The sequence below is a fragment of the Limnohabitans sp. genome (genome assembly GCF_031539175.1).
GTDB lineage: Bacteria > Pseudomonadota > Gammaproteobacteria > Burkholderiales > Burkholderiaceae_C > Limnohabitans.
Window position 1 is genome coordinate 34,683 of record NZ_JAVKLQ010000054.1, and the last position, 20,111, is coordinate 54,793.

The following is a 20,111-nucleotide window of genomic DNA, read 5'->3' on the forward strand; positions in this document are numbered from 1 at the left end:
CAACGGGGATAACTTTATCAGCAACTGCGAGCGGCCTCGCAATTGTCAAGTAAAGTGAATTCAAACCGATGAAGACCATTATGAAAAACATGTTTCCTGGATTGTTGGTGTGGATGACGCTCATGTTGGCGGGCTGCGGCGGTGGCGGCGGCAGCGCGGGGCCAGATGCCAAGGTCACGCCTACGCCGTTGGTCGCCCTGTCGAGTTCTTACGATTACAAGAACAAGAATGATGCGATTTTGGATGCTTCGCAAATTCCATTGATGGCCGCTGACACTGCGCTGTGGACCCAAGTCCCCGAATCCTTGGCGTTTGGTGACTTTTTCCAAGAGGGTAAATATTCTGCATTCGTTGCCGCGAACCAAGCGAATGGTTTAGCCAAAGCCTATTTCTTAAAAAAGAATGACGCAGGCACATGGACAGATGCAACCACGGATGTGCTGACCGATCGCAGCATTTGCACCAAAGTGGTCCAAGCCATTTCTGCAGATTTCAATGGCGACGGCAAACCTGATGTGTACGTTGCGTGTGGTGGTTCGGCTGGGTCTATGCGCCAAGTTTTCTTCATGAGTAAGGCTGGCCAAATTGCTTATGAGCGTCAAGAAACCACGTTCAGGTTGCAGTCATGGGGTGCAGCCGCGGCCAATATCGATGGTGATACCAATGGTGCTATTGATTTGGTGGTGACCGACAACGACATGACGCTGGCTGTGATGAACGATGGCCTTAAAAATGGCGCAAACAGCTTCGCCAAAGATCTCGCCGGACGTGTGCCCACTGGGGGCGGAGGGCAGAGTTTTCCGACCTTGCATCGCAAGGTGTTTCTGATTCCGCAAGCCAATGCCAACCCCGACTTGGTCATTGCAGGCACAGGCGCGGGTGCCAATTCAAATGCGATTTATTTGAAGAACGATAGAACTTCCCCGGGCCATTTCTTTGTCAGCCCATCGACGGGCGCTTCAGCCATGTTTGAAGCCAAGCTCGTCAACGGTGTGGCGGTGAAGTTCTATGACGTGGTGGCCGACAGCAGCCAAGCTTTGTATGTATTGGCCAAAGACGTGGGGGTGGAAACGTCTTCAAGCGCGACTGAAATGATCGTCTTGAAGTATGAGAGTTCAAGTGCGATCAGCGGGGCTAATTCGATCCTCAATTTGCAAGGTGGCTACAACGGGGTGTTGGCTTTGCCCAGCAATCCTTACTCCCCGACAGATGGTTTTTTGTCGCAATTCAAAATCAACGCAGCAGGACGCTTGGTGGCGTTTGACGGCGCCTGCGCCGTAGGCTCTCAGCGCTGCGCTTTTGACATCGCGCCTTAAACGATTTCGGTTCTGAGCAAGCGCTTGAGCACCTTGCCATTTGCGTTGCGAGGCAAGGGCGCGTCTAACCAAGTGACCGATTCGGGCACTTTGTAATCGGCCAGCGATGCGCGGCAATGCGCGATGACGCTAGCTTCTTGTGGCGCATCGTTCGGTGCATACACAAACGCATGCACCCGCTCACCCAAGACGGGGCACGGTTTGCCCACGATCGCTGCCTCCAAAATGCCCTCAATGCTGGTGAGACAGTTTTCAACTTCGACTGAATAAATCTTGAAGCCGCCTCGGTTGAGCATGTCTTTTTTACGATCAAAAATGCGCACAAAACCTTGCGCATCGACGGAGCCCAAATCGCCCGAGTGCCAATAACCAGCCGTGAATGATTGCTCGGTGGCTTGTGGGTTGTTCCAATACCCGGGCACCACCATGGGGCCACTGATCCATAACTCACCGGTCTCACCTGCGGGGACTTCGCAGCCCTCATCGTCCATCACGCGCACATCACCGCAAGGCAACACGGCACCGACAGTGTCAGCGTGTAGCCGGTTGGCACCTGCAGGCATCAGCGTGACCGGGGAGGTGGTTTCGGTGGCGCCGTAGGCGTTACGCAGGTCAAGCTGCGGCAGTTCGTGCGCCAATTGCTCAATCACATGCACCGGCATGGGCGCGCCACCATAGCCGCCTATGCGCCAACTTTGTAGCTTGGCTGCTTGAAAGTTGGGGGACATCAAGCACAGGTTGTACATGGCCGGCACCATCAAGGTGTGCGTGATTTTTTCGTGGGCTACTGTGTCTAAAAACGATGCCGCTTTGAACTCAGGCAACACCACCACCGCGCCGCTCACATGCACCATCGTGGCGATGATGGCAATCAGCCCGGTCACATGGCTGGCAGGTACGGCCAAGGCCGATTTGTCGTCACAGGTCAAACCCATGCCATGCTCAAAGTGCATCACCGAATGTGCGATGTTTTGCTGGGTCAGCATGGCCCCTTTGGGGTTGCCCGTTGTGCCTGATGTGTAGAGGATGACGGCCACGTCAGCACCTTGTGCCGTGTGGCTGGCGAGTTTGGTGTCGTTCACTGCGTGACCCAGAGAGGGCCACAGGATGACGTCGGCAGCCTGGACATCGTCCAAGCTCAATCGGGCCTGCAGACTGGGCACCTCGGTTTTGGTGGGAATGCGCTCGGCCAGCACACCATCAAACACCACCGCTTTGGCCTCGCATTGGTTCAAGATGAAGGCCAAGCCCGGACGTTGCTCACGCGTGCCCACTGGCACGGCAATGGCCCCCAAGTACTGAACCGCAAACAGCACGAAGATGAACTCAGGGCGGTTGCCGACGAACAAAGCCACACGGTCACCCGCAGCAACACCTAGCTGATGCAGGGCCTGTGCGGTCTTTTGTACCTCGTGCCACGTCTGTTCATAGGTCCAACGCTGTGCGCCAAAAATGACCGCATCGCGGTGTCCGTGCACGTCTTTGGCGTGCACCAACATGTTCAACAACGAGGTGGGACGTTGCACAAAACAGCGCACCAAGCGATCGTGCCCCCAAGCTTCAACGCGTTGAGCCGGTAATGTCTGCGCGGGCCAATGCATCAGTGGGGGGCGATGAGGTTAGCGCCGCGTTCAATCACCACGGTTTGGTCGATCAAACTGCTGGAGTGGTTCAAATCCGATTGCGAGATCAAGACCGACAAGTCGTTGCCGCGCAAGCTCGAAATGACCTCGCTCAAGCGCATGGACAGGGCAGGGGCCACGCCTTCAAACGGCTCGTCCAGCATCAACAAATGGGTGCCAATGCCAAGGGCGCGGGCCAGCGCTACCAACTTTTGTTGACCGCCCGACAGCAAAAGCGCCTTGCGTTGTGACATGGCTTTGAGCTCGGGCAGCACTTCGTAGACAAAGGCCAAGCGTTGGTCGACGTTCAAATGCGGCGAAACCCACAGCGGAATCAAAATGTTTTCTTCCACCGTCAATTCGGGCACCAAGCCACGATCTTCGGGCATATAGCCAATGCCCAAACTCGCACGTGCTTCGGGCGGCAAGGCGGTCAAGTCTTGACCATTGAACATGACGCGTCCTTGGTGAACGGGCAAGTGCCCCATCACGCTGCGCATTAAACTGGTTTTGCCGGCCCCATTGCGGCCGACCAATCCCGTCATTTTCCCGAGCGGCACTTGCAGGCTAATGCCACGCAACACCTGGACTGACTCAATGGCCACATGCAGACCTTCGACTTCAAGCATGGGCCACCTCCTGACGCAACTCGCCTGTGACGTAGCGACGCACATCATCGGTGGCAAGTGCTTTTTCTGGGGTGTCATCCGCGATCACGCGGCCGCTGTAAAAGGCAATGATGCGGTCTGCATGGCGCCGCACAATGTCCATGTCGTGCTCCACAAACAAGGCCGTCAGCGGCTCGTCCCCAAGCCCGCGCATGACGGTTTCCATCATCGGAAATTTCTCTTCAGCAGAGACGCCGCTGGTGGGTTCATCCAGCAGCAACAGCTTGGGCGAGCCGGTCATCGCCAAAGCGATGTCGAGCAATTTGCGAACACCGCCCGGCAATTCGCTGACGCGACGGTGTCGGTGCTGAATCAATTCAAAGCGCTCCAACAAGGCCGCGCCGCGTTCGATGTGCTCAGCTTGCGCGGCAGGGCGCCACACCGACAGTCGATTGCCGTGACAGGCCATCGCCACCAGCATGTTGTCCATCACGCTCAAGCTGGGGTACAGCTGTGGAATTTGGAATGAACGCGCAACGCCCAAGCGTGTGATTTGCCGCGGTGACATGGGCGTGATGTCTGTGTCGCCCAAATGAATGGTGCCTTTGTCGGGTTTGAGGTAACCCGTGATCATGTTCACAAAGGTGGTTTTGCCAGCACCGTTGCTGCCGATCAAGCTCACACGTTGGCCGACAGGGATGTTGATGCACAGGTCTTGCGCGGCAACCACCGCACCAAATTGTTTTTGCAAGTGCCGCGCACTCAGCAAGATGGGGGCGGTCATGCGCGCTCCTTGTGTTGCTTGCTGCTCCAAAGCGAGCCAATGCCAAACGGTAAAAATCGAATCACAAACAGCAAAAATAGCCCCAATGCCAGCTGCCAAGTGTTGGGAAAGTAGGAACTCGAGAACGAGCGCACCGCTTCCAAAATCACAGATGCCAGCATGACGGCGACCACGCTTTGTGACCCCGCCAGAATGGCCACAAATACAAATTCGCCCGAGGTCGTCCAATAACTGAACGTGGGGTCGATGTGCCCCAGCGCCATGACGGCCAATGCACCGCCACAGCCCCCTAAGAACGCTGCCAGCACAAAGTTCAGTGCCATGGTGTGGCGCACAGAGCCGCCCAAATACTCCACGCGCAATTCGTTGTCGCGAATGGCTTGGGTGATCAAGCCGCGTGTTGAGTCAAAGTAAATGCGGCACAGGTACGACATGACCACCGCAAAGCACACCGCGAGGGCGTACAGCGCGTAGCCCACACCATCGTCGCTCAGTGCATGGCCAGCGAGGGTGATGCGGCCCAAGTTAAATCCGTCAGAGCCGCCCAAGCGTTCGGTCTTCACCAAAATACCGTAGCCGACCATGGACAACGCCAAGGTCAGCATCGAAAAGAAAATGCCACGGTAGCGCGACAACAGCGGTGCGAATGGCGCCGTCAGCAACGTGGCCGCCAGCCCACCCAACACCGTGAGCGCGATGCCATCTGTGAAGCCCAGCTTTTGAAAAATCAAGGCAGCCGTGTAACCCCCAATGGCCGACATCAAACCTTGGCCAAAAGCCACCACGCCACCGCGCATCAAGATCACGATGCCCAATGACACCAAGCCGTTGGCAAAGGCCATGGTGCACATGAACAGCAACCATTTGGGCAGGACCAAACCGATGCCCAGCAGGGCTGCTGTGCAGACCACCATGCACAGCGTTAAATTCCGAATCGAGAGGTGCATGGTCAAATTTTTCGTGCTTGGATGCGTTGGAATAAGCCTTCAGGTTTGACCATCAAAACCAAAGCCATCACAACGTAAATGGAAAACAACTCTGCCACAGGCACCACATGGACGGCGAAGGCGCGGGCCAAGCCCACGATCAACGCGCCTATGGCAGCGCCTTCAATACTGCCCAGTCCGCCAATGATGACCACCGCAAAGGACACAATGATCACGCCGACAGACAGTCCGGGTTGAACAGAAATCATGGGTGCGGTGAACGCGCCACCCAATGCCGCCAAGAACACGCCGACGCCAAACGCCATCATGTAGACCTTGGACACTTTCACGCCCATACTGCTGGCAATTTCAGGGCTGTGAATCACGGCGGTCACGATCTTGCCTTGGCGTGTGCGGTTCAAACCGAACCACACGACAGAGCCGACCACCACGGCGATCACGATCAGCAAGAAGTCGTAGCCCACATAAATCTGGTTGCCAATTTCGATGTTGCCAAACAAACCGTAAGGCTCAGACACGTAGTAAGGGTTGGCGCCCCAAATGAGTTTGGTGATGTCTTCCATGCACAAGAACAGCGCATAGGTCACCAAGACCAACAACACTTCGTCGTGACCATAAAAGAATCTGAGCAAACCTTTTTCGGTCAGAGGTGCGACCAAGACTGCGATGACGATCGCCGCCATGAATATGGCCACCAAGGTCCACCCTGGTGCCCACTTCATGGTAGCGACCCAACCGACAAACGTGGCGGCTGCATAGGCGCCGAGTGCATAAAAACTGCCGTGGGCGATGTTGAGAATTTTCAACACCCCAAACACCAGCGTTAAGCCCAAGGCGACGATGAACAGCCACGACGCATAGGTCAAGCCATCAATGAAAATGGTGATGGCAAGTTCCATGCGCTACTCCTTCAATTGCACTTCGCGCCAGGGAAGCCAGCCTTCAGCCAGTCATCAGACTTCATGTTGGCTGGTGGGTTGACGCAATCAGCAGGGAAGCGCTGGATGTCGTCGATCATCACCATCTTCTTCGCAGCATCCCAGCGTGTACGGCCAATCGCTGTTTCTTGAACGGCTTGGTTGCCACCACCCAAGGTCATGCGAATTTTGCCGGCTGGCGAGTCCCACTCGCTGTTCTTCAGTGCAGCAGCCAATTGTTCGGCAGTTGGTTTTTTGCCACCGTTGGCAGCCATGGCTTTTTCAACGGCCAACTTCAAACCCAGCAGGGCTTGCGCCATGCGGTAGGGCGCTTGAACGGGGTAGACGTTGTTGGCTTTTTGGTAGGACTCCCACCACCAGTCGTTGAGCGCCGATTTGGGGGCCATCAAACCGTAAGCACCACGCGCGCCCAAGATGGTGCCGTCGGGTACTTTTTCGCCCAAGGTGGGCAACACGTGGTCACCCGCAGACAAGACCACCTGAGAGCGCTTGAACAAGCCACGCGGTGCGGACTGCATGATGAACGCTTGCAAATCACCGCCCCACAAACTGGAGTGCACCAAGTCGGCAGGCTTGGACATCAAGGCAGAAATCTCCGTGCCGTATTGACCTGCGCCAAACTTGGGCAGCAAGTCTTCACCGGGTTTGGCGTCTGGGTACAACTTCTCCATCGAGAAGATGAAGTCTTTGCGAGAGTCTTGGCCCCACGCATAGTCTTGGTTGATCATGTTGAAGGTCTTCACAGGAATGTTGCGAGACTTCAAATAGCGCGCCAAGGCCACGTTGTCCATGGTCGCGTGGGCGGCAGTGCGAAACACGTAGTTGTATTTGCCGTCTTCAAAAATACGAGGCGTGCCGCAGTCGTACAAAATCAAAAACTTCTTCATCTCTTCAGCAACGGGCGCCACGGCCAAGCAGTCGCCAGAGCCGACATAGCCCACCACCGCATCGACTTTGTCGCGGTCATACAAGTTGCGCAGCTCTTGCACTTGTTTGGTCGCGCCACCGTTTTCATCGACGTAGATCGGTTCGATCGTCAGGCCGCCAAAACCCTTTTTGTTGTAGGGCGCAGGCGCTTGGCCTTTGTTGAAGGCATCAACCAGCACCTTGGCACCGTTGACCGCTGGAATGCCAAAACTCTCCGCTGCTTGGCCCGATAAGAAACTCACCACACCGACTTTGAACGTCTCTTGCGCCATCGCGCTGAACGAGGTCACTGCGAGTGCCGCTGCGACCGCGACGGTGCGCCAAGGCATTTTGGATTGAGGGGTCATCATCTGCGAAGTCTCCTTAAGTTGAGTGCTCGAACTATCAACGGAATTCAACGGTTCCCCGAGGGGGCTAACCCTAGTGAGGTGATGCCTTAGCGACTCTTGTATTGATCCTTGCCAAACAGAATTTCTTTCGCTTTGTCATCGTTCAAAGGCTTGCGTAAATCAGCGAGTACTTGCACGCCGCGTTGCACGGCAGGGCGCGCGGCAATCGTGTCGAACCATCGCTTCAACACGGGGTAATCGGCCCAATCAATGCCTTGGTTTTGCCAGCTGCGCAGCCACGGAAAAATCGCGATGTCGGCAATGCTGTATGTGTTGCCTGCGATGTACTTGGTCTTCTCAAGTTGCTTGTTCATCACGCCATACAAACGCTTGGCTTCGTTGGTGTAGCGGTTGTAGGCGTAGTCAATTTTCTCGGGCGCATAAATGCGAAAGTGATGCGCTTGACCCAGCATGGGCCCCACACCGCCCATTTGGAACATCAACCACTGCATCACTTCAAACTTGGCGCGGTCGCTCTTGGGCAAAAACTTGCCCGTCTTGGCTGCCAAGTACAACAAAATCGCCCCCGATTCAAACAGGCTGATGGGTTTGCCATCGGGCCCATTGGGATCGACCAACGCAGGGATTTTGTTGTTGGGACTGATCTTCAAAAACTCAGGTTTGAATTGGTCACCCTGTCCGATGTTGACGGGGTGTGCCAACCAGTCGCGCCCCAGTTTCAAGCCACACTCTTCGAGCATGATGTGGACCTTGTGTCCGTTGGGCGTAGGCCATGAGTAAACGTCGATCATCGTGTGTCCTTAGCAGCCGCGCGTGACGGGCATTTCCACGTCTTGCGGTGCGGTGGCAATGTGGCGCGCCAGCTCGAGCTTGGCGATGGCATTGCGGTGCACTTCATCAGGACCGTCGGCCAAACGCAGGGTGCGTTGATGCGCATACGAGTAGGCCAATGGGAAGTCGTCGCTCACGCCGCCGGCACCGTGTGCTTGGATGGCCCAATCGATGATTTGGGTGGCCATGTTGGGGGCAATCACCTTGATCATGGCGATCTCTGCACGGGCCACTTTGTTGCCCACGGTGTCCATCATGTAAGCCGCTTTGAGGGTGAGCAAGCGGGCTTGCTCAATCATGATGCGGGCATCGGCCAAGCGCTCGTGCCACACGCCTTGCGCGGACACGGGTTTGCCAAACGCCACGCGGCTGTTCAGGCGACGGCACATCAACTCGAGGGCGCGCTCTGCGGCACCGATGGTGCGCATGCAATGGTGAATACGGCCTGGGCCTAAGCGACCTTGGGCAATCTCGAAGCCACGGCCTTCGCCCAGCAGCAGGTTGCCTGCCGGTACGCGCACGTTGGTCAACGTGACTTCCATGTGGCCGTGCGGTGCATCGTCGTAACCAAACACGGTCAAGGGGCGCACCACTTTCACGCCGGGTGAATTGGCAGGCACGATGATCATGCTTTGTTGTGAGTGGCGAGGCGCCTCGGGGTCTGTTTTGCCCATCACGATGTAGACCGCGCAACGGGGATCGCCCGCGCCAGAACTCCACCACTTGGTGCCGTTGATGACGTACTCGTCGCCATCACGTTCAATGCGGCATTGGATGTTGGTGGCGTCTGATGAAGCGACCGCGGGTTCGGTCATCAAAAATGCAGAGCGGATCTCGCCGCGAAGCAAAGGTTCTAACCATTCGTCTTTGAGTTCTTCGCTGGCATAGCGCTCAAAGGTTTCCATGTTGCCGGTGTCGGGTGCCGAGCAGTTGAAAATTTCTGCGGCAAAAGGCACGCGTCCCATGATTTCGCAAAGCGGTGCGTATTCCAAGTTGGTCAGGCCTTGGGGGGCACGTGGGCTGTGCGGCAGAAACAAATTCCACAAACCGGCGGCGCGCGCTTTGGGCTTGAGCTCTTCCACGATCTTGGTCGGAATCCAAGCGTTGCCTTTGGCACGGTTCTCTGCGATCTCGGCAAAGAAGCGTTTTTCGTTGGGGTAAATGTGCTCGTCCATAAAGGCGAGCAGGCGTGCTTGCATGTCCTTGACTTTGTCGGTGTAGTCGAAATTCATGAAGGGCTCCTTGGGGTGTTATTGAAATTGTTGTGAGAGGTTAGGCGAGTTGTGCAAATTTCCAAGCCAATTCGGCCATGGGGCGCGCACCAGCGCCAGATGCTTTGGCCTGCGCGCTTGAAGCCGTTCCGGCCTCGACGCGTTTGGCAATGCCCTGCAAGATGGCCGCGATGCGGAACATGTTGTAGGCCAAGTAAAAATTCCAGTCGGTTTTGAGATCGCTGGGTGTGGCCAGTCCCGTGCGGTCGCAATAGCGATGGATGTAGTCGGACTCGGTGGGAATGCCCAGAGACGCCACGTCAACGCCACCCAATCCACGGAACGTGCCTGGCGGAATGTGCCACGCCATGCAGTGGTAGCTGAAGTCTGCCAGTGGGTGGCCAATCGTGGACAGCTCCCAATCCAGCACGGCCAACACGCGGGGCTCGGTGGGATGGAACATCAAGTTGTCGAGGCGGTAATCGCCATGCACGATGCTGACCTTGCTGGCATCCAAAGCGCTGGCGGGCATGTTGGCGGGTAGCCATGCCATCAGGTGGTCCATCTCGGGAATGGGCTGGGTGACCGAGGCGACGTATTGTTTGCTCCAGCGGCCAATTTGGCGCTCGAAGTAATTGCCCGCTTTGCCGTAATTGGCGAGGCCACGTTCCGCAAATGGCACCGTGTGCAAGGCGGCGATGACGCGGTTCATTTCGTCGTAAATGGCACCGCGTTCAGCGTTGTTCATGTGGGGCAGCGATTGCTCCCACAGCACACGGCCTTCGACAAATTCCATCACGTAGAAGGCGCGGCCAATGACCGACTCGTCTTCGCACAGCACATGCATTTGTGCCACAGGAACGTCGGTGCCGTACAAGCCTTTCATCACCGCAAACTCTCGCTCCACAGCGTGGGCTGAGGGCAGCAATTTGGCGACGGGGCCAGGTTTGGCGCGCATCACGTAGCTCTTGGTGGGTGTCACCAATTTGTAGGTGGGGTTGGATTGCCCACCTTTGAACATCTCAAGCGTCAAGGGCCCCTTGAAGCCTGGCATGTGCGCGCACAGCCAGTCATCGAGCACCGCAGTGTTGACGCTGTGCGCCTCACTCACGGGCCGGGTTCCAACAAAGTTATCGTCCCGGCTCATGCGTGGGCTCCTGTTAGTGATCGGCTTCGCTGATCTGCAGCAAAGCTTCTCGGTTGCGAATCACCAAGCCACCTGGCTCGATGCGAATAGCTTCCTCGCGCTCCATGGCTTTGAGCTCTTGGTTCACGCGTTGGCGTGAGGCCCCCAAAAGTTGCGCCAACTCTTCTTGCGCCAAATGCAAACCAATGCGAATCTCTTCGCCGTGCGTCAAACTCTGCACCCCATAGCTGCGTGCCAAATGCAGCAGCTGTTTGGCCAAGCGTGAACGCAAGGGCAGGGTGTTGAGGTCTTCCACCAAACCAAAGAGCTGGCGAATGCGACGCGCTTGCAAGCGCAGCATGGCTTCGTAGAACTCCACATGCTGGCTGAGAATTTTTTGAAAGTCTGCTTTGGCCACGCACAAGATGCTGGTGTCGCCGTGTGCGTACACATCGTGTGTGCGACGGTCCCCGTCCAAGATCGCCACGTCGCCAAACCAAATGCCAGGCTCCACATACGTGAACGTGATTTGCTTGCCCGACAGCGATGTCGAGCTCACACGCACCGCGCCCTTGGCGCACGCCATCCATTCCTCGGGCGCGTCGCCACGCGCCGCGATCAAGTCGCCGTCTTTGCATCGTTTGACATAAGCGCATCGAAGAATGTCGTGTCGTAGTGAAGGTGAGAGAGATGAAAACCATCGACCTGAGTTGATGGCTTCGCGTTCTTCGATATTAAGAATTGGATCGTCCATAGCCTGTCTTTTGTGTGACCTGAAAGTGAAAATTAGTCGCCCGTGTGACCCGCATGCTGTTGCGCGTGCGGCGGGGCTTGCGTTTATTTGTAGACGGGCTTTTCTTTGTTGAGAAATGCAGCAATGCCAATGCCTGCGTTGTCGTGATGCAAGTTGTTCACAAAGTGATCGCGCTCTTGTGCCAAGTGCGTGGTGAGATTGTGTGTGCCTGCATCGTTGATCAATTCTTTGATGCTGCTCATGGCATTGGGCGCGCGTGCATTGATGCGATCGGCCAATTGCAAGGCGTCCGTCAAGGCGTGGCCAGTTTCGCTGATGCGGTTGACCAAACCCAGCGTATGCAAACGCTCAGCACCGATGCGTTCGCCAAGCAACAACAACTCGGAGGCCAGTTGACGCGGTAGCCCGTGGCTCAAGCTCCAACTCCCGCCGCCATCGGGCGAGAGCGCGATGCTGCTGTAGGCCATGACAAAAATACTGTCACGTGCCGCCACCATCATGTCGCACATCAAAGCCAGCGAAAAACCTGCGCCTGCAGCCGCACCTTCGACCGCTGCAATCACGGGCTTGGGGCAGGTGCGGATGGCTTCCATCCAGCTGTGCAAGCCTTCGATGCTTTGGGCTTGTGCCTCGCGAGGTTTCTCGCGGTTGCCTTGCAAGCGTTGCAAATTACCACCCGCACAAAAGTGGCTGCCTTCACCGGTGATGATGACGCTGCGAATTTCGGGGTTGGTCTCCGCCACATTCAGCGCCTCAATGCCTGCGGCATACATGTCAGGACCGAGTGCGTTGCGCATGGCGGGATCGGACAGCGTCAAGATCATGGTTTGACCTTGGCTGGTACTTTTGAGTTGGGCGGTCATTTAGCTCTCAACGTGGGTCAGGCTCAGGCCAATCGCGCCACGGCGGCGCAGCCATGGGCTGGGGCGATAACGTGGATCACCGTAAACCGTTTGCACGTTGAACAGCACTTCCAAGATTTCGGTCGGGCCAAACTTGTCGCCCATCATCAACGGGCCCATGGGGTAGCCTAGGCCCAGAGTGACTGCCGTCTCTAAGTCTTGGGGGCTGCAAATGCCTTGTTGGCAAATGTCGCAAGCAATGTTCACGATGGTGGCCACCACGCGTTGCGTCACAAAACCGCCGCTGTCGCGAATCACGCTGACCGCTTTGCCATCGCGTGCGAAGAGGGCGTGTGCGGCATCGCGCATGTCGCTGCGTGTGGCGGGGTTGGTGGCGAGCACGCGGCGTTTGGTGAGCTTGTCATCGATCAGCATGTCAATGCCGATGGTGCGTGCGGGGTCGAGGCGCTCAATGATGGCGACGGTGGTCACATCAAAACCCAAAGGCGCCACGATGGACAGGGCTTGCGCGGAAGGCGAGGCGCCGGTTTCGATCTTGGCGCCCAAGTCTTTGAGCAACTGCAGCAATTCAGAGCGACGCACCGCACGGCTGGACACCCAAACCGGTGGCATCTCTGCCACCACAGGCACTGCAGGCTCGGGCGCGATTTGCGCCACGCCATCGATGTATTTGTAAAAGCCTTCGCCGACTTTTTTGCCCACAACACCGCCCGCCAAACGTTGGGCGGTGATCACGCTGGGGCGGTAACGGGGTTCGTCGTAATACTGTTGGTAGATCGACTCCATCACGGGGTGTGACACGTCCAGCGCGGTTAAGTCCATCAACTCGAAGGGGCCTAATTTGAAGCCCACTTGGTCTTTCAAAATGCGGTCAATCGTGGCGAAGTCGGCAATGCCCTCGGACACGATGCGCAGCGCTTCGGTGCCGTAGCCACGCCCGGCGTGGTTGACGATGAAGCCTGGGGTGTCTTGCGCTTGCACGGGCGTGTGGCCCATTTGCTTGGCGTAGGCGGCCAAGTCTTGGCAAATGCTGGGTTTGGTTTTGAGGCCTGCAATCACCTCGACCACTTTCATGAGTGGCACGGGGTTGAAGAAGTGGTAGCCCGCAAATTGCTCAGGCCGCTTGAGAGCCGCCGCAATGGCCGTGACGGACAGCGAAGAGGTGTTGGTCACCAGCACCGCGGTGGGTTGCACCAAGACTTCGAGTTCGGCAAAGAACGATTTTTTGATGTCCAAGCGCTCGACGATGGCTTCCACCACCAAGTCGCAATCGGCCAAATCGCTCAAAGCGGAGGCGCCTTGAAGTTGCGCTTTGTATTGCGCGGCTTGCTCGGGTGTGATGCGGTTTTTCTCAGCCAGTTTGTCCCACTGGGCGCCAATGGCTTGCGTGGCTTGTGCCACAGCCGCGGCCTGCGTGTCGAACAGTTTGACGGTGCTGCCTGCTTGGGCGGCGATTTGTGCAATGCCTCGGCCCATGGCGCCAGCACCCACAACCCCTACGGTTTTGTAAATGGAATTCATCCAAATATTATGACTGAGCACCATGCTGTTTTTGAGCTGCGCCTGCGCGACACACCAAGGGTTAAGGCTAAGCGTTTCCCCTTGGTGGCTATGCAAGAATAATTTGAACTTATTCATTTTGGAGCGCTTTCATGACTCTCAAACTCTGCGGCTTTTCGGTCAGCAACTACTACAACAAACTCAAAATTCAATTGCTGGAGAAGGGCGTTGCGTTTGAAGAGGACTTGGTTTGGGTGAACCCCATCGACCCAGCCACTTTGCTGCGTTCTCCCATGGGAAAGGTGCCCTTTTTAGAGACACCGCAAGGCTGCATCACCGAGTCTGCCGTGTGTGCCGAATACATTGAGCAGGCTTACCCCCAACACTCTTTGCTGCCTGCCGGTCCGATGGCGGCAGCCAAGGTGCGCGAGCTGATCACGTATTTAGAGCTGCACATTGAGTTGGTGGCGCGTGAGTTGTACCCACAGGCTTTCTTTGGCGGCAAGGTCAGCGAAGCGACGCAAGAGCGCGTGCGCAAGCAACTCACCAAAGGCGTGGAAGGCTTTACCAAGTTGGCCAAGTTCTCGCCTTACGTGGCGGGCGATACCTTCACGTTGGCCGATTGCTCGGCCATCGTGCATTTGCCTTTGGCCAGCATGGCCAGCAAATTGGTGTTGGGTGAAGACCTGTTGGCAGGCTTGCCCGTCAAAGAGTACGGCAAGCAAATGGCCGAACGGGCGTCTGTGCAAAAAGTCAATGCCGACCGCAAAGAAGGTTCGGCCTTGATGGCAGCGCGTTACGCCAAGTTGTCTTCAGGCGGCTAAGTGCGTGCGATGGGCTCTGCGTGCGGCGCGTGCCGCCAGCAGGCTCATCAACAAGGCGAGCAAGACGCCGATCCAGCCAAACCAATGCAACTGGGCCATGCCGTCGTGGGTGATGAGCCATGCGCCGCCCGCCGAGCCAATGGCTTGGCCGAGGTAAATGGCTGAGGTGTTCAGCGCCACTGAGCCGGAGGCCAGTGCAGGGGCGATTTGAATCAGTCGTGCTTGCTGTGCGGAATTGGCGGCAAACATGCCCAACCCCCAAGGCGTCAAGATCAAGGCGGCCAACCACAAGTTGCTCCCCAGTGGCCACAGCAACAAGCTGAAGGACATCAAGAGCAAGCAAAAATTCACCGCTTTGGCGGCGCCTACGCGGTCTACTTTGCGCGACAACAGCATGTTGCCCAGCAAACCGCAGGCACCGAACCAACCAAACAACAGGCTCAAGTCAGTGGGTGAGGTGGCCAACGTTTGTTTGAAGTAGGGAGCAAAGTAAGCGGTCAGCACAAATTGGCCTGAGGCGCTGATCACCGTCACAAAGACGGTGAACATCAAGGGCTTGGAGAGGAAAGTTTGTCGCCAAGCGGCCAGCGACATGACCGGCGGTTGCAACCCATTGGGCACCACGCGCCACACCCAAGCGGCGCTTAGCAGCGACAACGCCGACAGCATGCCAAACACCACGCGCCAGCCGTACACCTCGCCCATCCATGCTGCGATGGGCATGCCCACCACGGAGGCCACGGACCAGCCTAAAAAGACAAAAGTGATGGCGCGTCCGCGTCGTTCAGGCGCAGTCAGTTGCCCAATGCAGGCCGCCGCTTGCGGGGTGAAGATGGCGGGTGCCACCATCGCCAGAACGCGAACCCAAAGAATTTCGTTGAACCCGGGCATGACCAAGGTCAGGGCATGCGTGGCGCCGTACCACAGCATGACCCATGTCAACAGTTTGCGGCGATCGTGTTTGGCCAAAACGGTGGCAAACACGGGAGCGCTCAAGCACATCAACACCGAACCCGCGGTGATCAAAAAGCCCGCTTGCGCCACCGACACCTGAAGATCGTGGCTGATGTCGTTGAGCGAGCCCGGCACCATCAACACGCCGAAGCCGATGACAAAGTTGCCAAACAGGAAGCACCACAACACGGCGGGTGAAGCACGGTGCATCAACAGACTTTCATGAGAGGGCTTATCGACGAACCTGAAGCGCGCCAGGGTTCACGATGTTGGTGGGGGTGCCTTTGATGAAGTTCACCACATTGTCAAACGCGGTGCCAAAGTACAACTCGTAGCTGTCTTGCTCGACGTAGCCAATGTGCGGCGTGCAGATGCAGTTTTCCAAGCGCAGCAAGGCATGGCCTTGCAAAATGGGTTCGCTTTCAAACACGTCAATCGCGGCCATGCCGGGGCGGCCGCGGTTGAGACCTGCCAACAAGGCGTCAGGCTCAATCAACTCAGCGCGTGAGGTGTTCACCAGCAACGAGGTGGGTTTCATGCGGTTCAAGTCGGCCAAGGTGACGATGCCACGGGTGGCGTCGTTCAGACGCAAATGCAAGCTGATGATGTCGGCTTCTTCAAAGAAGGCTTCGCGCGACTCGGCAATGTTCAAGCCATCTTTGGCGCCCAATTCGCGAGAGGCTTCGCTGCCCCACAACAAAACGCGCATGCCAAAGGCTTTGCCATACCCTGCCAGTAATTGGCCGATCTTGCCGTAGCCCCAAATGCCCAAGGTCTTGCCGCGCAACACTTGGCCCAAGCCAAAGTTGGTGGGCATGGAGCCCGCTTTCAAGCCCGCTTGTTGCCAAGCTCCGTGTTTCAAATGCGTGATGTATTGCGGAATGCGGCGCATGGCCGCCATGATCAGCGCCCACGTCAATTCGGCGGGTGCCGTTGGTGAGCCCGTGCCTTCGGCCACCACAATGCCGCGCTCGGTACAGGCCGTCATGTCGATGTGGCCGCCGACTTTGCCAGTCTGCGAAATCATTTTGAGCTTGGGCAGCTTTTCAATCAGCTGGCGGGTGACCTGCGTGCGTTCGCGGATCAACACCAAAATTTCGGCGTCTTTCAGGCGAACAGACAATTGGCCCACACCTTTGATGGTGTTGGTGTAAACCTTGGCTGGGTAAGCTTCTAATTTGGAGGCGCAAGGCAGCTTGCGTACGACATCTTGGTAGTCGTCTAGGATGACAATGTTCATCCCCCAATTGTGCCTTGTCCCTATCTTGGGATTTTTAATTCCGGAGTAATTTATGTCCATCTCGATGTCATCGGCAAGCTTGCCCGTCTTTCAAACCGCGCTCACGAACTTGAGTCACTTGCTGGCCAAAGGCCAAGCCCATGCGGATGCTAAAAAATTTGATTCATTGGTGTTGGCGCAATACCGCTTGGCGCCCGACATGCTGCCGTTCACACGCCAAGTTCTGATTGCCTGCGATGCTGCCAAACTGTGCGTGGCACGGCTGTCTGGCCTAGAAGCGCCAAAGTTTGACGACACCGAAACCACCTTGGCAGATTTGATGGGCCGAATTCAAAAAACCTTGGAATGGCTCCAAACGGTGCCCGCTTCGGCTTTGGATGGCACCGAAGCCAAGAGCATTACCTTCCCCGTGGGCAAAGACAAAACGCGCACCATGTTGGGCGAGGATTACCTCAAACATTGGGCCATGCCGAATGTGTTTTTCCACGTCACCACGGCCTATGCCATCTTGCGTCACAACGGCGTAGACGTGGGCAAAGGTGACTTTTTGCTCGGCCCCAACGCTTAAGGTCAGCCAGCTGCCACTGAATCAGTGGCGGCTCTCCAACTCGGCCAAACGGTCGAGCTCGGCGCACACATCCGCCATGCGGCCTGAAATCACCATGCGACCTGCGCTGTGGCGGTTTTGTTGGGCATCCATCACGCGTGCGACGCGCAAAGGCAGGTGGCGAGCGGCGGTGCTTTGCAACGCTTGGGCGGGCAGAAAGCCACGGACAACGTTTTGCAGCGGATTCAAGAGGCGGTAAGCGCCAAAAATTGCGAGGTTCATGGTCGTACTTTCTTTACATCAACATGGTGTTGCGAATCAGGCCCACAGCGAGGCCTTCGATTTCAAAGGGCTCACCGGGTTCGACCACGATGGTCTTGAAATCTGGGTTTTCGGGCAGTAACTCAATGCGGTCAGGAGTGCGGCGGTAGCGTTTGACGGTCACGTCATCGCCCAAACGGGCCACCACAATTTGGCCGTTCTTAGCATCGCGGGTCGATTGCACGGCAAGCAAATCGCCGTCCATGATGCCGGCGTCACGCATGGACATGCCGCGTACACGCAGCAAGTAGTCAGGTTTGCGTTGAAACAGGCTGCTTTCCACGTAATAAGTTTGGTCCACATGCTCTTGCGCCAAGATGGGCGAGCCTGCTGCCACGCGGCCTACCAAGGGCAGCGAAAATCCGGAGATGCTTTGGCTGATCGTGTTGGCCATGTTGTCTTGCATGGCGCGCAGGTTGTTGCCTTTGAGCCGGATGCCGCGTGAGGTGCCGCTGACCAATTCGATCGCGCCTTTGCGAGCCAAGGCTTGCAAATGCTCTTCAGCCGCGTTGGCCGATTTGAAGCCCAGCTCATTGGCAATTTCGGCGCGGGTCGGGGGCGAGCCTGTGTTCGCGATGGCCGATTGAATCAGCTCCAGAATCTGCTGCTGACGTGGCGTAAGTTTTGGCATCTCGATCATCGTTGCGGCTCCTGCACAATGGGGGTTAACTGGTTAAACTGTTCAGACATCCAGCACCTGTATTTTTAACCAGTTTTTGAGTTCTACGACACATGTATGCAAAAAAAAATCAAAAAGTTGTTGTTTTAGCCACAGGCGGAACCATCGCGGGCACGGCGACCCATGCCAGTGACCACACCGGTTACACCGCGGGTCAGCTCAATGTGCAGCAGTTGCTCGACGCCATTCCAGCTCTGAGTGACGCTTTGCAAGGCGATGCTTTGGTGTGCGAGCAAGTCGTCCAGCTCGACAGCAAAGACATGGACCACGCCACGTGGCAAACGCTGGCCCAGCGCTGCGCGCACTGGTTGTCTCAGTCGGATGTCCGTGGCATCGTCATCACCCACGGCACTGACACGCTAGAAGAAACCGCGTGGTTTTTACAAATGATGTTGGGGCCGACCAAGCCGGTGGTGCTGACCTGCGCCATGCGCCCAGCCACTGCGCTGATGCCTGACGGACCGCAAAACTTATTGGATGCCATCACTGTGGCGCGTGACGCCATGGTGCATGGTGTGTTGGCTGTGTGCGCCGGTCGCATTCACGGCGCGCGCGATGTCCAAAAAGTGCATCCCTACCGGCTTGATGCGTTCAGCTCTGGCGACGCGGGTCCGCGCGGGTGGGTTGAGCAAGGGCGCGTACGTTGGGCCGATCTCGGCGGTTGGCCCATGGTGCATGCCAATGCCCAACAGGCGTTCGACCGTCCTGTGGCCCAATGGCCTTGGGTGGCCGTGCTGCACAGCCACACGAATGCCGATCCTCGCCAAGTACACGCGTTGGTGGCGGCGGGTGTGCAAGGCATTGTGTTGGCCGGCACGGGCAACGGCACCGTGCATCACAGCTTGTTGGCGGCACTGATTCAAGCGCAAGCTCAAGGTGTGGCTGTGCGCCTGACCACGCGTTGCGGTGAAGGGCAAATCGTCGGGCAATCCGCTGATCTGCAAACTGCGCCGCTTGGGCTGAGTGTTTACAAGGCGCGGATCAGCTTGATGCTGACTTTGATGACCTCAAGTCTTTCATAGAGACGGTTCACCAATAAAAAAGCCCCGCAGCTGCGGGGCTTTTTTGTTGAGAGAACTGAAAAAATCAGTTCGCCAGTGCGGCAAACGCACGTGCGGTGATGTCTTCCACGCTGCCTGTGCCTTGAATAGCGCGGTACTTGGGGGCAGAGGCGGCGTCGGCCTTGGCCCAGTTGGAGTAGTAGTCTACCAAGGGGCGGGTTTGGTCGCTGTAGACCTGCAGGCGCTTTTTGACGGTTTCTTCTTGGTCGTCGGCGCGTTGTACCAAGGCTTCACCGGTCACGTCGTCCATGCCTTCGACTTTCGGTGGGTTGAATTTGACGTGGTAGGTGCGACCGCTGGCCACGTGGGCGCGGCGACCGCTCATGCGTTCGATGATGGCGTCAAAAGGCACATCGATTTCAAGCACGAAGTCCAACTTCACGCCAGCCGCTTTCATGGCGTCGGCTTGAGGGATGGTGCGGGGGAAACCGTCGAACAAAAAGCCTTGCGCGCAATCGGCTTGGGCGATGCGTTCTTTGACCAAGTTGATGATCAGGTCATCGCTGACCAAACCACCCGCATCCATCACTTTTTTGGCTTCGATGCCCAGAGGGGTGCCAGCTTTGACGGCCGCGCGCAGCATGTCGCCTGTGGAAATCTGGGGAATGCCGTATTTTTGGCAAATGAAGGTGGCCTGTGTGCCTTTACCGGCACCAGGTGCGCCCAACAGAATCAGTCTCATGCTTTGTCCTAATGATGAATTAGTGT

21 protein-coding genes are annotated in these 20,111 nt (G+C 56.9%); 4 read left to right on the forward strand and 17 right to left on the reverse strand.

Going from position 1 to position 20,111, the window contains the following annotated elements; translation table 11 throughout:
• Window positions 1-80: 80 nt before the first annotated feature.
• On the forward strand, window positions 81-1,316 hold the full coding sequence (locus tag RMS95_RS09640; protein ID WP_310645666.1) for a VCBS repeat-containing protein: 1,236 nt from the start codon (window positions 81-83) through the stop codon (window positions 1,314-1,316).
• Here RMS95_RS09640 and RMS95_RS09645 read toward each other — a convergent pair.
• From RMS95_RS09645 to RMS95_RS09700, 12 genes are all read right to left on the reverse strand, one after another.
• Window positions 1,313-2,917: a class I adenylate-forming enzyme family protein gene (locus RMS95_RS09645; protein ID WP_310645668.1), complete on the reverse strand. Its 1,605-nt coding sequence runs from the start codon at window positions 2,915-2,917 to the stop codon at window positions 1,313-1,315. The genes RMS95_RS09640 and RMS95_RS09645 overlap by 4 nt on opposite strands.
• The gene (locus RMS95_RS09650; protein WP_310645670.1) at window positions 2,917-3,567 is read right to left on the reverse strand and encodes an ATP-binding cassette domain-containing protein; all 651 of its coding nucleotides are present in this window, start codon (window positions 3,565-3,567) and stop codon (window positions 2,917-2,919) included. The genes RMS95_RS09645 and RMS95_RS09650 overlap by 1 nt, the downstream gene beginning before the upstream one ends.
• Complete coding sequence (locus RMS95_RS09655) at window positions 3,560-4,330, reverse strand: ABC transporter ATP-binding protein (RefSeq protein WP_310645672.1); 771 nt, start codon at window positions 4,328-4,330, stop codon at window positions 3,560-3,562. The genes RMS95_RS09650 and RMS95_RS09655 overlap by 8 nt, the downstream gene beginning before the upstream one ends.
• A complete protein-coding gene (locus RMS95_RS09660; RefSeq protein WP_310645674.1) occupies window positions 4,327-5,277 on the reverse strand; it encodes a branched-chain amino acid ABC transporter permease in 951 nt (316 codons plus the stop codon). The genes RMS95_RS09655 and RMS95_RS09660 overlap by 4 nt, the downstream gene beginning before the upstream one ends.
• A gap of 2 nt (window positions 5,278-5,279) precedes the next feature.
• Window positions 5,280-6,176: a branched-chain amino acid ABC transporter permease gene (locus RMS95_RS09665; RefSeq protein ID WP_310645675.1), complete on the reverse strand. Its 897-nt coding sequence runs from the start codon at window positions 6,174-6,176 to the stop codon at window positions 5,280-5,282.
• An 11-nt stretch (window positions 6,177-6,187) separates the two neighbouring features.
• Window positions 6,188-7,492, reverse strand: coding sequence for an ABC transporter substrate-binding protein (locus tag RMS95_RS09670; RefSeq protein WP_310645677.1), 1,305 nt, complete (start codon window positions 7,490-7,492; stop codon window positions 6,188-6,190).
• Window positions 7,493-7,578: 86 nt separating this feature from the next.
• Window positions 7,579-8,283 (reverse strand): glutathione binding-like protein, encoded by a 705-nt coding sequence (locus RMS95_RS09675; protein WP_310645678.1) that lies wholly within the window; start codon window positions 8,281-8,283, stop codon window positions 7,579-7,581.
• 9 nt (window positions 8,284-8,292) lie between these two features.
• Window positions 8,293-9,555: an acyl-CoA dehydrogenase family protein gene (locus RMS95_RS09680; protein WP_310645680.1), complete on the reverse strand. Its 1,263-nt coding sequence runs from the start codon at window positions 9,553-9,555 to the stop codon at window positions 8,293-8,295.
• 40 nt (window positions 9,556-9,595) lie between these two features.
• Window positions 9,596-10,681 carry a phosphotransferase gene (locus tag RMS95_RS09685; protein ID WP_310645681.1) on the reverse strand — a complete coding sequence of 362 codons (1,086 nt, stop codon included), beginning with the start codon at window positions 10,679-10,681 and terminating at the stop codon, window positions 9,596-9,598.
• A 13-nt stretch (window positions 10,682-10,694) separates the two neighbouring features.
• A complete protein-coding gene (locus RMS95_RS09690) occupies window positions 10,695-11,414 on the reverse strand; it encodes a Crp/Fnr family transcriptional regulator (RefSeq protein WP_310645683.1) in 720 nt (239 codons plus the stop codon).
• A gap of 83 nt (window positions 11,415-11,497) precedes the next feature.
• Window positions 11,498-12,277, reverse strand: a complete 780-nt coding sequence (locus RMS95_RS09695) for an oxepin-CoA hydrolase, alternative type (protein ID WP_310645686.1) — start codon at window positions 12,275-12,277, stop codon at window positions 11,498-11,500.
• Entirely contained in the window at window positions 12,278-13,798 is a 1,521-nt protein-coding gene (locus tag RMS95_RS09700; protein WP_310645689.1) for a 3-hydroxyacyl-CoA dehydrogenase, read from the reverse strand.
• Window positions 13,799-13,929: 131 nt separating this feature from the next.
• Between RMS95_RS09700 and RMS95_RS09705 the strand changes: the two genes are divergently transcribed.
• Entirely contained in the window at window positions 13,930-14,601 is a 672-nt protein-coding gene (locus tag RMS95_RS09705; protein ID WP_310645691.1) for a glutathione S-transferase, read from the forward strand.
• On the opposite strand, the gene RMS95_RS09710 is transcribed toward RMS95_RS09705, so the two are convergent.
• Together RMS95_RS09710 and RMS95_RS09715 are read right to left on the reverse strand one after the other, a co-directional pair.
• On the reverse strand, window positions 14,590-15,765 hold the full coding sequence (locus tag RMS95_RS09710) for an MFS transporter (RefSeq protein ID WP_310645693.1): 1,176 nt from the start codon (window positions 15,763-15,765) through the stop codon (window positions 14,590-14,592). The genes RMS95_RS09705 and RMS95_RS09710 overlap by 12 nt on opposite strands.
• A gap of 22 nt (window positions 15,766-15,787) precedes the next feature.
• On the reverse strand, window positions 15,788-16,795 hold the full coding sequence (locus RMS95_RS09715) for a D-2-hydroxyacid dehydrogenase family protein (RefSeq protein ID WP_310645695.1): 1,008 nt from the start codon (window positions 16,793-16,795) through the stop codon (window positions 15,788-15,790).
• Window positions 16,796-16,847: 52 nt separating this feature from the next.
• Here RMS95_RS09715 and RMS95_RS09720 point away from each other — a divergent pair, with 52 nt between their 5' ends.
• Window positions 16,848-17,363, forward strand: a complete 516-nt coding sequence (locus tag RMS95_RS09720; protein ID WP_310645697.1) for a DUF1993 domain-containing protein — start codon at window positions 16,848-16,850, stop codon at window positions 17,361-17,363.
• 21 nt (window positions 17,364-17,384) lie between these two features.
• On the opposite strand, the gene RMS95_RS09725 is transcribed toward RMS95_RS09720, so the two are convergent.
• Window positions 17,385-17,624, reverse strand: a complete 240-nt coding sequence (locus RMS95_RS09725; protein WP_310645733.1) for a hypothetical protein — start codon at window positions 17,622-17,624, stop codon at window positions 17,385-17,387.
• Window positions 17,625-17,637: 13 nt separating this feature from the next.
• Complete coding sequence (gene lexA, locus RMS95_RS09730; protein WP_310645699.1) at window positions 17,638-18,303, reverse strand: transcriptional repressor LexA; 666 nt, start codon at window positions 18,301-18,303, stop codon at window positions 17,638-17,640.
• Window positions 18,304-18,395: 92 nt separating this feature from the next.
• On the opposite strand from lexA, the gene RMS95_RS09735 reads away from it, so the two are divergent.
• Window positions 18,396-19,364, forward strand: a complete 969-nt coding sequence (locus RMS95_RS09735) for an asparaginase (protein WP_310645700.1) — start codon at window positions 18,396-18,398, stop codon at window positions 19,362-19,364.
• 64 nt (window positions 19,365-19,428) lie between these two features.
• On the opposite strand, the gene adk is transcribed toward RMS95_RS09735, so the two are convergent.
• Window positions 19,429-20,085: an adenylate kinase gene (gene adk / locus RMS95_RS09740; protein WP_310645701.1), complete on the reverse strand. Its 657-nt coding sequence runs from the start codon at window positions 20,083-20,085 to the stop codon at window positions 19,429-19,431.
• Window positions 20,086-20,111 lie beyond the last annotated feature (26 nt).

Bases quoted from the DNA above. Each gene is read 5' to 3' on its own strand.
- RMS95_RS09640 (WP_310645666.1), top strand. From the start codon at position 81: ATGAAAAACATGTTTCCTGGATTGTTGGTGTGGATGACGCTCATGTTG.
- RMS95_RS09645 (WP_310645668.1), bottom strand. From the start codon at position 2,917: ATGCATTGGCCCGCGCAGACATTACCGGCTCAACGCGTTGAAGCTTGG.
- RMS95_RS09650 (WP_310645670.1), bottom strand. From the start codon at position 3,567: ATGCTTGAAGTCGAAGGTCTGCATGTGGCCATTGAGTCAGTCCAGGTG.
- RMS95_RS09655 (WP_310645672.1), bottom strand. From the start codon at position 4,330: ATGACCGCCCCCATCTTGCTGAGTGCGCGGCACTTGCAAAAACAATTT.
- RMS95_RS09660 (WP_310645674.1), bottom strand. From the start codon at position 5,277: ATGCACCTCTCGATTCGGAATTTAACGCTGTGCATGGTGGTCTGCACA.
- RMS95_RS09665 (WP_310645675.1), bottom strand. From the start codon at position 6,176: ATGGAACTTGCCATCACCATTTTCATTGATGGCTTGACCTATGCGTCG.
- RMS95_RS09670 (WP_310645677.1), bottom strand. From the start codon at position 7,492: ATGATGACCCCTCAATCCAAAATGCCTTGGCGCACCGTCGCGGTCGCA.
- RMS95_RS09675 (WP_310645678.1), bottom strand. From the start codon at position 8,283: ATGATCGACGTTTACTCATGGCCTACGCCCAACGGACACAAGGTCCAC.
- RMS95_RS09680 (WP_310645680.1), bottom strand. From the start codon at position 9,555: ATGAATTTCGACTACACCGACAAAGTCAAGGACATGCAAGCACGCCTG.
- RMS95_RS09685 (WP_310645681.1), bottom strand. From the start codon at position 10,681: ATGAGCCGGGACGATAACTTTGTTGGAACCCGGCCCGTGAGTGAGGCG.
- RMS95_RS09690 (WP_310645683.1), bottom strand. From the start codon at position 11,414: ATGGACGATCCAATTCTTAATATCGAAGAACGCGAAGCCATCAACTCA.
- RMS95_RS09695 (WP_310645686.1), bottom strand. From the start codon at position 12,277: ATGACCGCCCAACTCAAAAGTACCAGCCAAGGTCAAACCATGATCTTG.
- RMS95_RS09700 (WP_310645689.1), bottom strand. From the start codon at position 13,798: ATGAATTCCATTTACAAAACCGTAGGGGTTGTGGGTGCTGGCGCCATG.
- RMS95_RS09705 (WP_310645691.1), top strand. From the start codon at position 13,930: ATGACTCTCAAACTCTGCGGCTTTTCGGTCAGCAACTACTACAACAAA.
- RMS95_RS09710 (WP_310645693.1), bottom strand. From the start codon at position 15,765: ATGCACCGTGCTTCACCCGCCGTGTTGTGGTGCTTCCTGTTTGGCAAC.
- RMS95_RS09715 (WP_310645695.1), bottom strand. From the start codon at position 16,795: ATGAACATTGTCATCCTAGACGACTACCAAGATGTCGTACGCAAGCTG.
- RMS95_RS09720 (WP_310645697.1), top strand. From the start codon at position 16,848: ATGTCCATCTCGATGTCATCGGCAAGCTTGCCCGTCTTTCAAACCGCG.
- RMS95_RS09725 (WP_310645733.1), bottom strand. From the start codon at position 17,624: ATGAACCTCGCAATTTTTGGCGCTTACCGCCTCTTGAATCCGCTGCAA.
- lexA (WP_310645699.1), bottom strand. From the start codon at position 18,303: ATGATCGAGATGCCAAAACTTACGCCACGTCAGCAGCAGATTCTGGAG.
- RMS95_RS09735 (WP_310645700.1), top strand. From the start codon at position 18,396: ATGTATGCAAAAAAAAATCAAAAAGTTGTTGTTTTAGCCACAGGCGGA.
- adk (WP_310645701.1), bottom strand. From the start codon at position 20,085: ATGAGACTGATTCTGTTGGGCGCACCTGGTGCCGGTAAAGGCACACAG.